The sequence below is a fragment of the Neoaquamicrobium sediminum genome (assembly GCF_040970315.1).
Classification (GTDB): Bacteria; Pseudomonadota; Alphaproteobacteria; order Rhizobiales; family Rhizobiaceae; genus Aerobium; species Aerobium sediminum.
In genome coordinates, this window is the sequence record NZ_JAZHFV010000002.1 from 542,559 (window position 1) to 555,347 (window position 12,789).

The window sequence follows — 12,789 nt, forward strand, 5'->3', positions numbered from 1 at the left end:
GGCAAGGGCGCTGAAACGCTGGACATTGACGGCTGGCAATCGCGATGGAAACCTCGGCGCGGGAAACGTCGCGGCCGATGCTCACGACCGCATCACGCGGCCTCCACTGACGTGAAGGCCGATTTGGAGGTCTTGCGCGCGCTTGCAAGAAGTCCTCGGGTGTAGTCTTCGTTCGGCGCGTTGAAGATGTCTGCCGTCTTGCCCTGCTCGACGATCCTGCCTCGGTTCATCACCAGCACCCGGTCGCACAGTTCGCGCACCACCGCGAGGTCGTGGGAAATGAAGACGTAGGTCAGGTCCAGTTCCTCACGCAGTTCGCGCAGGAACGCGAGCACCTGTGCCTGCACGGACACGTCGAGTGCCGAAGTCGGCTCGTCTAGAAGCAGGAGTTTCGGGTTCAGCGCGACGGCACGAGCGATGCACACACGTTGCTTCTGGCCGCCCGACAGTTCATGCGGGTAGCGATAGCGGAAAAGGCGCGGCAACTGCACTATGTCCAGCAGCCTGTCCACCTCCGCGTCGATGTCACGCCGCGACAGCTTCGACTGGATGCGGAATGGTTCGCCGATGGCATCGCCGATCGTATGGCGCCCGTTGAGCGCCGAATGCGGATTCTGGAAGACGAGTTGCATATGCCGGCGCATGAGCCGCAAAGGCTCTCCGGAAAGCCCGGTAATGTCCTGCCCGTCAAAGATCACCTGTCCGCCGGTCGGCTCGATAAGGCGCAGCACGAGGCGGGCGATCGTCGATTTGCCGGAGCCGGATTCGCCGACGATGCCGAGTATCTCTCCCTTGGCCACGGAGAAATCGACCGCGTCGACGGCACGGACTTCGCCGCCCGAGCGCGTCGCGTAGACCTTCGACAGATCCTTGACCTCGAGCAGCGGCGCGCTTGCCGTCGGCGCTTGCTGCAGGTCGAGCGGAGCGTCGATATCGGGAACGGCGGCAAGCAGCTTTCTGGTGTAGTCGTGCCGAGGCGCGCGCAGGATGTCGACGGTCTCGCCTTCCTCGACGATTTCGCCGTGGTACATCACCGCGCATCGCTTCGCCACGGTCGCGATCGCGCCGACGTCGTGGCTGATCATGATGACAGTGAGGTTCAGCTTCTCGACAAGCTCGTTGATGAGGTCGAGCACCTGTGCCTGAACCGTGACGTCGAGCGCGGTGGTCGGCTCGTCGGCGATCAGCAGGTCGGGCTTGCCGGACAGCGCCATGGCAATCAGCACCCTCTGGCGCATGCCCCCGGAGAGCTGGTGCGGATACTGGTCGCAAACGCGTGCAGGATCGGGAATGCCGACCTGGTCGAGCAGTTCCTCGCTGCGCGCGCGGCGCGCTTTGGGCGTTGTTGCCGTTCCGGTCGCGCGGCCATGTGCGGCGATGACGTCGCCAATCTGCTGCCCGATCGTGAATAGCGGATTGAGATAGGTCATCGGATCCTGAAAGATCATAGAGATCCGCACGCCGCGGATCTTCTTCCATTCCACGTCGCTCAGCGTCGAAAGGTCGATCCCGTCGAACGCAATGCTGCCGTCTACCGTTCGTGAGCGCTTCGGGCCTATGCCGAGGATGGAACGGACCAGCACCGTCTTGCCTGAGCCGGACTCCCCGACGATGCCCAGCGTCTCGCCGCGCTTCACGGTGAGGTTGATGTTCTTCAGCACATGGACCGGACCGTCGAACGTGTCGATGTCGAGGGTGAAGTTTCTGATCTCGAGCAGGTCGCTCATCGTTCGCGGCTCCTCGGATCGAGAATGTCACGCAAGCCGTCGCCGAGCAGGTTGAAGCCCAGCACGGTCAGGAAGATCGCGGCTCCGGGGAAGAAAGAATACCACCACCAGTCGGGCATGTAGCTGCGCGCCACCGAGATCATGGCACCCCATTCCGGCGCCGGCGGACGCGCGCCCAGCCCGATGAAACCGAGGCTGGCGGCCGAAAGGATCGCCATGCCCATGTCCATGCTCATCTTGACGATGATCGGCGACCAGCAGTTCGGCAGGATGTGATGCCACAGGATCCATGGCGTGCGAGCGCCGAGCGAGCGGGCGGATTCGACGAACAGCTCTTCCTTGACCGAAAGCGTCTTGGCTTCGACCAGGCGGACATAGCCCGGCCACCATACGATCGCCAGCGCTATGACGCAGTTGGTAATCCCGGGGCCTAGGGCGGCGACGATGGCCAGCGCAAGCGCCAGACCGGGAACGGCCAGGAAAAGTTCCGTGAGACGCATGATGGCCGCGCGGATGAAGCCGCCCTTGTAGCCGGCGATGATGCCGAGCGGTATGCCGATGAGCGCGCCGATGCCGGTGATGAGGACGCCGATCCAAAGCGAGGTCCGGGCACCGACGATGACGCGCGACAGGATGTCGGAGCCCATCTCGTCAGTGCCGAAGAGATGTTCGGCACTGGGCGGCTGAAGCCGCTGCGCCATGTCGAAGCCGCCGGTCGTATGTTCGGGATAGGGGGCGAGCCAAGGCCCGAAAGCTGCCAGAAGCAGGAACAGCACCACCAGCACGAGACCCAGCATCGACGAGAAACTGCCGGCGAAGGTGTAGGCGTAGAGACGCCACTGCCGGATGCTGCTTTCGTGCCGCTCGCGGAAGGACAGCCGTGCCGGCGGCGTGATGTCGTTGGTCGTCATCAGGCGTTCCTCAGGCGCGGGTCGATCCATGCATAGGCGAGGTCGACGATGGTATTGGCGATGATGAAGAAGAAGCCGATCAGCAGGGTCACGCCGATGACCGGCTTGAAGTCCGACGACAGCGCCGACGACACCGCGTAAAGGCCGATTCCCGGCCAGTCGAAGACGGTTTCCACCAGCACCGTCGACCCCAGCATCCAGCCGAAGCGCAGGCCAATCATCGCAAGCGTTGGCAGCATTGCGTTCTTGAGCGCGTAAAGCGCAACGATGCGGCGCGACGACAGCCCGTGCGCGCGGGCAGCGACGACGTGGTCGGATTGCAAAACCTCGACCATCTCGGCGCGATTGACGCGCAGGATCGAGGCCAGACAAGGAAAGGAAAGCACGACCGCAGGAAGGATGATGTGGCTGAGTGCCGTCCAGAACAGGGAGAACTGCCCGCGCAGAAGCGCATCGACCAGCAGCAGGTGCGTGATGGGTTCCGGCGGCCGTGCGACGAGCGGCAGGCGTCCCGATACGGGCAGCCAGCCCATCTGGACCGCGAAGAATAGCTGCAGGAGTATGCCGAACCAGAATGCCGGAAGTGCTACACCGGAGATGGAGAATATCCGCGTCAGGTGGTCGAACCAGCTATTGCGATAGACAGCGGACAGCATGCCGAGCGGCACGCCGACGAATATGCCCAGCGCCATGGCGACCAGAACCAGCTCTATCGTCGCCGGTGCGTAACGCAGAAGCTCGTCGATGACGGGGCGCGTCGTCACGATGGATGTGCCGAGATCGCCCCGCAGCAGGCCACTCATGTAGATGATGAACTGCTCGGGAAGAGGCTTGTCGAGCCCGTTTGCCACGCGGATGGTCTCGACCATGTCCTCGGTGGCATTGGGGCCGGCGACGAGGCGGGCCGGATCGCCCGGCGCGACATTGGTGATGAGAAACGTCAGCGCGGCGATGCCGAGCATGGTTCCCACCAGGGTCGCCAGTTTCCGCAGCGTGAAGCTCAGCATGTGGCCTTTGGTCCTTGTCGGTGCGGGGAGCGCGGACGCTCCCCGCGTAGCGGTATTATTCCGCGTCGATCCACAGGGGATAGAGGTCGACCTCGCCGGTAAACCGTACGGGGCTGAACTTGAAGCCCTCCAGATAGTCGCGGTGTGCCCAGCGGCGGTTCTGGAGCATGCCGAACACCTCCGGCTGGTCGGCGACGATCTGCGTCTGGATCTTTGCGTAGAGATCGGCGCGCTCGTCCCAGTCTGTGCTGGCGCGAGCCTTGTCGATCATACCGGCAACCTCCGGATTGTCGTAGAACGCCATCGCGTAATACTGGCCCCAGCTATTCTTGTGATACTGGTACGCCACCGCATCCGGGTCGGTCGAGATCGGCGTGACGTAGACCGAGGTCATTGCCGGCGAGGTTTCAACCCGCGAGCCGTTGGCGACCATGTTGGGCCACTGCTCTGGCGTGATCTCGACGTTGATGTTCAGTTCCTTGAGGTTTTCGAGAAGCACCAGGCCGATACGACGCGCCTCTTCCAGACCGGCGACATGGACGTAAGGCAGCGTGATGCCTCCATCCGGGTATTGGGATTTCGCCAGATATTCCTTCGCCTTGGCCATGTCCTGTCGCGGAATATCGGGGACGTCGATATGACCGCGCATGGCATCGGGCAGGGGGCTCGTCTGCAAGGACGCCGCGCCGTTGTAGATCTGGATGAGAGCGTCGTAGTCGAGCGCGTAGGCAATCGCCTTGCGCAGGTTGATGTCGGCGGTGGGGCCCTGCTGGGTGTTGAACTTGATGCCGAAGGTGGTCATGCCCTTGTGGTTCTGGATCTCGATCCCGGGCGTGTTGGCGATCTGGACATAGTCGTCAGAGGTCAGGCCCTCTACAATGTCGACCTCGCCGCGCTGCAGCGACGCGCGCTGTGCGGATGGTTCGCGGATGATGCGGTAGATGAAGCCCGCCGGACGATTCTCGCCTTGTGGCCAGCCTTTCCAGTAGTCCGCGACGGCCTCGATTTCATAGAGGACGTTCGGCTCCCAGCGGCCGAGCTTGAAGGGACCGGACCCAGCCGCGTTTTCCGTCAGCCACTTCTCGCCATAGTCGCCGTCGACCTCGTTGGCCTTGAGCTGCTCGGGATTGACGATGAACCACCAGGGCATGAAGGACAGGAACGGCGCGTAGGGCGCCTTGAGTTCGAACTGGACGGTGTAGTCGTCAACGACGGTGATGCCTTCGGGTGCGAGGAAGTCCTTCAGCATCCAGGCCACGCCCTTGTTGAGCTTGAGGCCGCGTTCGAAGGAATAGCGAACGGCCTCGGCGTTGACGGGATCGCCGTTGTGGAACTTGGCGTTCTCGACCAGCTTGAAGGTCCAGGTCTTGCCGTCTTCGCTCGTCTCCCAGCTCTCGGCGAGCCACGGCTTGATCTCGGCTGGGTCGCCTTCGTATTTGACCAGCGCGTCATAGACGGCCTGCTGGATCATGCGCGTCGACCAGTCGTAGCGCACATGGGGATCGAGAACAGGGATCGCCTGGCGACCGGCAAAGACGACGATTTCGCCATTGTCGGTGCGCTCGAAGGCGGATGCCGGCGATGTCATCAGGGTGCCGCTCAGCAGCGCTGCTGCCATCGCGGCCAGAACAAGGTTTTTCTTCATCGATAGTTCCCCTTTTTTCAGGTGTTCAACCCAAGCCTCAAATCATCTGGCGAACGACGCCTGCCACGACGCGCCGGGAGAGCAGAACAGGTGCATTCGTCTGGGTACGGACCTCATCCAGCATTGCGGCCGTGTAACCCATGCAATGCATGACCACGAGGTCGCAGTCGGCCACGCCCTTCGCGCCGTCCGATACGCCGTTTCCCGAATAGGGTGACGCCGACACCACGGTCGGCTCTCCTGCGAAGACGTGCCGGCGCGCAAATTCCGCGACCTGCCTTTCGAGCGGGACGATGACGCCCAGCTTGCGGCAGGAAGCGGCAAGCGCCTCGACGGTGGAGTCCACGATCCTCTGGGCTTCGACCACAAGCGTGTTCTTCAGCGGGTCGATGCGGGTACCGGTGCACAGAAGCACCACAAGATCAAATCCGCCGGCATCGATCTCGGCCAGGATTTCGTTCAGGCGCGCTTCGGTCCGTTCCTTGGAGGTAATGATCTCCGTGCCGTCGCGCATGCGGGTCGCGAACGACAACTCGCCATCGTGTGCGCGAAACGTATCCAGCGCGTCGCCTTCAAGGTGGTCCAGGACTCCGAATTCTTGGAAAGCAGGTTTGGCGTCGAGCCCGGCCGTGATCTCGGCCATCATCTCCGGCACGATGTCGGAACGCGGGGTCTGGCCGATCGTAACGAATGCGATGCGCGCAATGCCGGACATGTGGCTCGGTTCCTCCTGCTGATGGAACCAAGCTAGCCGTCAAAAAGTCCGCGCGACTATAGGGAACTCCCCCTAGGTGAGGAGGGAAACGCGGATTGGCGCTGCCGCTCCGCCGTGCAATCGCGTGCCTTCCACGGCGGCAAATCAGGGATGCCCGGCCTGAATCACCATACGGATGAGGGCAGCCGAGGAAGCGACTTCCATTTTCGACATCACGTTCGAGCGGTGTATCTCGACGGTCTTCGGGCTGATGCCAAGCTGTCGCGCGATCGCCTTGTTCGAAAGCCCTTCGGCGACCAGCGACATGACCTGCCGCTCGCGCGCGGTGAGCCGGTTCACGCGGTCGGTGAACTCGCTCGACATGCCCGGCAGGGTAATCGGCTGCGACTGGTAGAGAAGCAGGCGCACGGCGCTGGCAATGATCCTGCGGGCGAGCACGACCGGCTTGCCAGTCACCTTGGCTGCCATCTCGCGGTCGGCTTCGGAAAAGCTCACAGAGTTGAGCACAATGATCTCGCAGTCGGCGAGGTCGAACAGCGCGCGCGCAAGCGACTGCTTGTCGTTGTCGAGCGCATGGCTGGCTGTGATCCGGTAGGGCTGGAGCGCCGGGATGTCGAGTTCGTTGATCTGCCGTTCCAATGGCTGGATCAGGCCGACCGACGAGCCTTGCGCGGCCAGCGAAAAAACCGCCGATTCCAGCGCGCGCTGCGCGTTGACGGTCAGGCAGGTGCTGTCGAAGTCGCGGAAAAGACCGGTCGAAAGGATAACGACCAGGTCGAATTCATTCGGTCGAAACGCGGCGACAAGTTGCGCCATGCGCTCGCCGATCCGCGCTTTGGAAACAACGATTTCGCTGTTGTCGGCCAGCCGGGTCACGATGCTGGTCTCGCCCGGCCTGACCCGGAGGTTGTCGATCTCTCGTGCCGACAGCCCGTCCAGCGCTCCCAGTTCCAGGGCCTCGATCGGCATGTCGAGATTGGCGAGTATGTCGCCGATCAGGTCGGAGCGCGGCGACTGCCCGACGCTGACGAACATCACCTTCTTCGGCGGGGCCGGGGCGGTGCTGTTGTCCGTCGTGGTCACGTGGCGAGATACTCCTGTCGATGCCCATCGGCGTGCCTATTCGTTGGGCAAGCGCGATATAGGGGCAGTTCCTTATATTGTCGGCCGGTCTCCGAAGCTAGCTTCTAGCGCATCTTTCGGAGGTGAATATGATCCGTGACTTCGAGGTGGACGAGATCGATCCGCTGGCAGTGGGCGCCTGGATACTGGGAACGGGTGGCGGCGGCAGTCCTTACCTGGCGCAGCTCAATCTCAAGAAACTTTATCGCGACGGCCGCAAATGCAGGCTCATCGACCCGCTGGAACTCGATGACGACGATGCGGTGGCTGTCGTTTCCAAGATGGGCGCGCCACTCGTCGGTCAGGAGAGGCTGGTGGACCCGGCGCATCTCGCGCGCGCCATGAAACTCATGGAAGAATATACGGGCAGGCCGTTCCGCGCGGTTATGAGCGTCGAGATCGGCGGCGGCAACGCGCTGTCGCCCTTCCTTGCCGGTGCGATGCTCGACATCCCGGTCGTTGACGCCGACGCGATGGGCCGCGCCTATCCGGAAGCACAGATGACCTCCTTCGCGATCGGCGATCTGCAGATGTATCCGCTGACACTGGTCGATTGCCGCGACAACGAGGCGATCGTCGCCAAGGCGGCAAGCTGGAAGTGGATGGAGCGGATTTCGCGCAAGGTCTGCACCGAAGTCGGTTCCACCTCGGCAACCTGCAAGGCGCCACGTACGGGCCGCGAGGTGAAGGACTGGGGTGTGCTGCACACCGTCACCAAGGCAACGAGCCTGGGCCGGGCGGTGCTCTCGGCGCGCGCGCGCCACACCGACCCCGTTGCCGCGGTGCTGAAGCACGAGGGCGGCGTCGAGCTTTTCAGGGGCAAGGTCACGGATGTCGACCGCACCACGACCGGCGGCTTCCTGCGCGGCGTTGCAAAGATCGAAGGGCTCGATTCGGATCGCGGGTCTTTGCTGGAGCTCTCCTTCCAGAACGAGTGGGCCGTCGCCTTCCGCGATGGCACACCGATGGCGATGACGCCGGACCTGATCTGCCTGCTCGATACGGTGTCGGGCGAAGCGATCGGGACCGAGACCGTCCGCTACGGGCAGCGCGTCACCGCCGTCGCTCTTCCGGCTCCCGCCGTGCTTCAGACCCCCAAGGGTCTCGAACATGTCGGCCCCCGGGCATTCGGCTACGACCTGGACTTCAAATCGGTATTTGCATCATGAAGCGTATTGGCATCGACGTCGGCGGGACGAACACCGACGCTGTCCTGATCGACGGCGAAACCGTTCTCAGTTCAATCAAGTTTCCCACCACGGCGGATGTGATGAAAGGCGTGGTCGATGCGATCCGCCATGTCACTGCCAGCCAGCCGGCCAGCGCCTCGCAGGTCGATGCGGTGATGATCGGCACCACGCATTTCACGAATGCGGTGGTGGAGCGGGCGCGCCTCGAACGCGTCGGTGCGATCCGCATCGCGATGCCGGCCGGCGCCTCCCTTCCGCCGATGGTCGACTGGCCGGACGACCTGCGCGAGGCAGTCGATCCGCTGAGCTTCATGGTGGAAGGCGGGCATGAATATGACGGGCGGCCGCTCGTGCCGCTGGATCGTGACGCCGTGCGGGATGCCGCGATGCGCATCCGCGATGCTGGCATCCAGTCAGTCGGTATCACTGCGCTGTTTTCGCCGCTGACCACGGAATGTGAGGTCGAGGCCGCTGAGATCGTACGCTCAGTGATGCCCGACGCGCGGATCACCCTGTCGCATACGCTTGGCCGCATCGGCCTGCTCGAACGCGAGAACGTGACACTGCTCAACGCCGCATTGCAGGGGCTTGGCCAGCGCACAGTCGACGCGTTCGCCAAGGCGCTGAAGGAATCGGGTGTCCATGCGCCGTTCTATCTGACGCAGAACGACGGCACGGTGGTGCTCGCCGAAGTGGCGGCTGCCAACCCGGTTTACAGCTTTGCGTCAGGCCCGACCAATTCGATGCGCGGCGCTGCATTCCTGACCGGTCTCAAGGAGGCGATGGTCATCGATGTCGGCGGCACGACCAGCGACATCGGTTGCCTCGTCGGCGGCTTCCCGCGCGAGGCCAATAATGTGGTCGAGGTCGGCGGCGTGCGCACGCTATTCCGCATGCCAGACCTGTTGCCTATGGCGCTCGGCGGGGGCACGATCATCGACGCGGAGAAGGGTACGATCGGTCCGCGCAGCGTCGGCTATCGCATCACCAGCGAGGCGCTTGTCTTCGGCGGATCGACGCTGACCACGACCGACATCGCGGTTGCCGCGGGGCTCGTCGAGATCGGCGATCGCGATCGGGTCAGCCACCTCGACCAGACGCTCGTTTCGACCTTGCTCAAGCGTATCGAGCAGATGGTCGAGGACAGCGTCGACCGTATGAAAACCTCCGCGGATGGCGTCGAGCTCATCGCTGTGGGCGGGGGCTCGTTCCTGATCCCCGAAAAGCTGAACGGCGTCAGCGAGGTCCTGCGCGTCGAGCACGCCGGCGTCGCCAATGCGCTCGGCGCTGCCATGGCGCAGGTATCGGGCGAGGTCGATCAGGTCTTTTCCGAGATGAGCCGCGACGCTGCCATCGCGGAGGCCGAGAAACTTGCCCGGCAGCGCGCGATCGAGGCCGGAGCCCAGCCGGGCACGATCTCCTTGCTCGACACGGAAGACATTCCGATCGCCTATCTGCCCGGCGATGCACGCCGCGTGAGGGTACGCGTCGTGGGCGACATCGCCTTCAACGAGAAGCGCGAGGTCGCTTGACGGCGCAGACGGCGGTGGGCAAGCCCATCGTCCGTCTGTGCATGATGATCGGTTAGCTGGCGAAAGTGAGCTGCATCTTGATGGCGCGGCTGCGGTCGCCGGCGACCTCGAAGGCGGCCGGCGCTTCCGCGAGATCGACCGCGCCGGTGATGATCGGCCTGACATCGATGCGCCGCTGATCGATCAGCTTCACCGCCTGGGCGTATTCGCCGACAAACCGGTGCGTGCCGACGAATGAGATCTCCTTGCCGACGATCAGGTTCAGCGGCACGGCGACATCTCCGGCCACGCCCACTTCGACCAGAGTGCCCTGCGGCCGGATAGCCGCGATAGCGGTGCGTACCGCTGGCGCCGCAGCCGAGCATTCGAAGGCCAGGTCGAAAGTGCCTTTTCCCTCTGTGTAGCGATCCAGCCGCTCCGAGTTGGATCCGACGTTAATGATCTCGTCCGCGCCCATGCGTCGTGCGACATCCAATGCAGCGTCCTGCAGGTCGGTCGCCACGATGTGGCTCGCGCCTGCATGGCGCAGGGCAGCGATTACCAGCGCACCGATCGGACCAGCACCACTGACGAGCGCCGTCTTGCCGGCGAGGTTCCCGGCCGACGCGCCGGCGCGGTTGAGCGCATGCAGGCAGACCGCCAGTGGCTCCGCACAGGCGGCCTCGGCAAGCGAAACGTCGTTGTTTTCGAGCTTCACGCACTGGTAGGCGTCGACGACCATGAGGTCGCGAAAGCCGCCTTGTTCGTGTGGGAACCGCAAGGCCGAACCGAAGAAGCGCATCGTCATGCAGTGCTGCTGGAGACCTGCGAGACAATAGCGGCACTGGTTGCACGGGCGGCTGGGGTTGACCGCGACCCAGTCGCCCGGCGCGAGCCCTTCGACGTGGGTTCCGACAGCGCGAACGGTGCCCGCAACCTCGTGGCCGAGGATGATCGGCTCGCGAACGCGGATCGGGCCGAAACCGCCATCCTGATAGTAGTGAAGGTCGGACCCGCAGATGCCGCCGGCGCCCATGGCAACCAGCACTTCGCCTGCGCCCGGCTCCGCGACATCGATCTCCTCGATCCTTATATCGCCCTTCCCATGCAGGCGGCAGACGCGGGTTTTCATGGAACGACTCCGTACAGGTTATCGCGCCATCAGCGTGGTTGGCAGCCAGGTCGAGATTGCCGGGATGTAGGACACCAGCAGCAGCACGATGATGTTTGAAAGCAGGAAAGGCATGATCGCCTTCACCACCGGCAGCAACGGTAGCCGGGCGATGTTGGCACAGACGAACAGGCAGACGCCGACCGGCGGCGTGGTCAGCCCCAGCATCAGGTTGAGCACGGCGAAGGTGGCGAAATGCAGCGGGTCGATGCCCACGGCCTGCGCCAGCGTAAGCAGCGGCACGAACAGAATGATGAGCGCTGCGATCGTCTCCATGAACATGCCGACGAACAGGAGAAGCAGGTTGATCAGCAGGATTACCAGAAACTTGTTGTCGGTGATGGACAGAACCGCACTGACGATCATCTGCGGGATGCGTTCGGCTGAGAGTATCGATCCGAAGACGTTGGCGAAGCCGACCAGCGCGAGAATGCCCGCTGACGAGACGGCGCTGTCGATGACGATCTTCGGCACTCTGGCGATCGGCAGTTCGCGGTAGACGAAGGCGCCGACGACGAAGGCGTAGATGGCAGCGACTATGGCGGTTTCGGTCGGCGTGGCGACGCCTGACATCAGCCCCCCGACGATGAGCGCCGTCATGGCGATCGCCCAGAATGCGCTGAAGAACGACGCGACGAGTTCGCGCACGCCTTTCCATTCCTGGCGGGGAAAGTCTCGGCGTACGGAGATGATGTAGCACACGACCATCATGCCCACGCCCATCAGGATGCCGGGTATGGCGCCTGCCAGAAACATCTGGCCGACCGAGATGCCCGACAGCGCGCCGACGATGATCATCGGCACGCTGGGCGGGATCATCGGCCCGACCGTGGAAGACGCCGCGGTGATGGCCGCCGAGAAGTCTGCCGGATAGCCGGACTTCTTCATGCCCGGTATCAGCACGCTGCCGAGCGAGGCGGCGTCGGCTACAGCCGTGCCCGAAATGCCGCCGAAGAGCATCGAGCCGGCGACATTGGTCATGCCGAGCCCGCCGCGCATCCATCCGACAAGCGCGTTGGCGAAACGGATGATGCGCTCGGTGATGCCGCCGCCGTTCATCAGGTTGCCGGCGAGGATGAAGCCGGGGATGCACAGGAGCACGAAGACATCGATGCCCGCGAACATGCGTTGCGGGATGATCACCAGCGGCATGCCCGAGGCGACGATATAGGCAAGTGACGCCAGTCCGAGGCAGATCGCCACCGGGACGCCAAGCGCGAGCGTGATGAGAAATGTGCCGAAGAGCCAGAAAAGTTCCACCTATTCCTCCTCGGCAAACTGCGCCCGGCCATCGTCGGTGCCCGTCAGCATTCCGATGGCGCGGAGAAGCGAAAACACCAGCAGGGTGATCGCAAGAACCAGAACGCTGGCGTGAATCATGTCCATGGACCAGCGCAGACTGGGTGAGGTCTGCATGGCGCCGATGCTTGTGAAGCGCCAGGCCGGCGCGATCATCAGAGCCGCGAGCCCGGCGGTAAGGATGGTCGACACGAGCCGCATCCACCATGCGAGGCGTTCGGACATCGCATCCTGGATAATGTCGACATTGACTAGGTCGCCGCTGCGAAGCGAAAGGCCTGCTCCGATGGCCGCCATATAAAGCAACATGAAGCGCGCCAGCTCTTCGGTCCAGATCGGCGAACTGGCCGTGAAGGTGCGGGCATAGACCTGGATCGCGACCGCGGCGATCAGCACGGCGAAGACGGCGCCGATCGCGATGCGGCAGAGCATGTCCAGGATGTCGGCTATGCGGGTGACGGCCGTCATGATGCGCCCACCTCATTGGAAGG

General features: G+C 63.5%; 11 protein-coding genes. 2 read left to right on the forward strand and 9 right to left on the reverse strand.

Features of this window, described 5'->3' with window-relative positions; genetic code table 11:
* Positions 1-92 precede the first annotated feature (92 nt).
* The 6 genes from V1479_RS07895 to V1479_RS07920 all read right to left on the reverse strand — a co-directional run bounded on the left by V1479_RS07895 (position 93) and on the right by V1479_RS07920 (position 7,088).
* On the reverse strand, positions 93-1,727 hold the full coding sequence (locus V1479_RS07895; RefSeq protein ID WP_368802419.1) for an ABC transporter ATP-binding protein: 1,635 nt from the start codon (positions 1,725-1,727) through the stop codon (positions 93-95).
* Positions 1,724-2,638: an ABC transporter permease gene (locus tag V1479_RS07900; protein WP_368802420.1), complete on the reverse strand. Its 915-nt coding sequence runs from the start codon at positions 2,636-2,638 to the stop codon at positions 1,724-1,726. Before V1479_RS07900 ends, V1479_RS07895 begins: the two co-directional genes overlap by 4 nt.
* A complete protein-coding gene (locus V1479_RS07905) occupies positions 2,638-3,645 on the reverse strand; it encodes an ABC transporter permease (RefSeq protein ID WP_173186595.1) in 1,008 nt (335 codons plus the stop codon). The genes V1479_RS07900 and V1479_RS07905 overlap by 1 nt, the downstream gene beginning before the upstream one ends.
* Before the next feature lie 55 nt (positions 3,646-3,700).
* The gene (locus V1479_RS07910; RefSeq protein ID WP_368802421.1) at positions 3,701-5,290 is read right to left on the reverse strand and encodes an ABC transporter substrate-binding protein; all 1,590 of its coding nucleotides are present in this window, start codon (positions 5,288-5,290) and stop codon (positions 3,701-3,703) included.
* A gap of 37 nt (positions 5,291-5,327) precedes the next feature.
* The gene (locus V1479_RS07915; protein ID WP_368802422.1) at positions 5,328-6,005 is read right to left on the reverse strand and encodes an AroM family protein; all 678 of its coding nucleotides are present in this window, start codon (positions 6,003-6,005) and stop codon (positions 5,328-5,330) included.
* 144 nt (positions 6,006-6,149) lie between these two features.
* Positions 6,150-7,088 carry an AroM family protein gene (locus V1479_RS07920; RefSeq protein WP_368802423.1) on the reverse strand — a complete coding sequence of 313 codons (939 nt, stop codon included), beginning with the start codon at positions 7,086-7,088 and terminating at the stop codon, positions 6,150-6,152.
* Between the two features lie 128 nt (positions 7,089-7,216).
* Here V1479_RS07920 and V1479_RS07925 point away from each other — a divergent pair, with 128 nt between their 5' ends.
* Positions 7,217-8,296: an S-methyl thiohydantoin desulfurase family protein gene (locus tag V1479_RS07925; protein WP_368802424.1), complete on the forward strand. Its 1,080-nt coding sequence runs from the start codon at positions 7,217-7,219 to the stop codon at positions 8,294-8,296.
* Positions 8,293-9,849 carry a hydantoinase/oxoprolinase N-terminal domain-containing protein gene (locus V1479_RS07930; protein WP_173186585.1) on the forward strand — a complete coding sequence of 519 codons (1,557 nt, stop codon included), beginning with the start codon at positions 8,293-8,295 and terminating at the stop codon, positions 9,847-9,849. Before V1479_RS07925 ends, V1479_RS07930 begins: the two co-directional genes overlap by 4 nt.
* Before the next feature lie 52 nt (positions 9,850-9,901).
* On the opposite strand, the gene V1479_RS07935 is transcribed toward V1479_RS07930, so the two are convergent.
* From V1479_RS07935 to V1479_RS07945, 3 genes are read right to left on the reverse strand one after another with little or no spacing between them, the layout of a single operon-like run.
* On the reverse strand, positions 9,902-10,960 hold the full coding sequence (locus tag V1479_RS07935) for an L-idonate 5-dehydrogenase (protein ID WP_368802425.1): 1,059 nt from the start codon (positions 10,958-10,960) through the stop codon (positions 9,902-9,904).
* Between the two features lie 18 nt (positions 10,961-10,978).
* Entirely contained in the window at positions 10,979-12,259 is a 1,281-nt protein-coding gene (locus tag V1479_RS07940; RefSeq protein ID WP_368802426.1) for a TRAP transporter large permease, read from the reverse strand.
* Positions 12,260-12,766 carry a TRAP transporter small permease gene (locus V1479_RS07945; RefSeq protein ID WP_368802427.1) on the reverse strand — a complete coding sequence of 169 codons (507 nt, stop codon included), beginning with the start codon at positions 12,764-12,766 and terminating at the stop codon, positions 12,260-12,262.
* Positions 12,767-12,789: the final 23 nt, after the last annotated feature.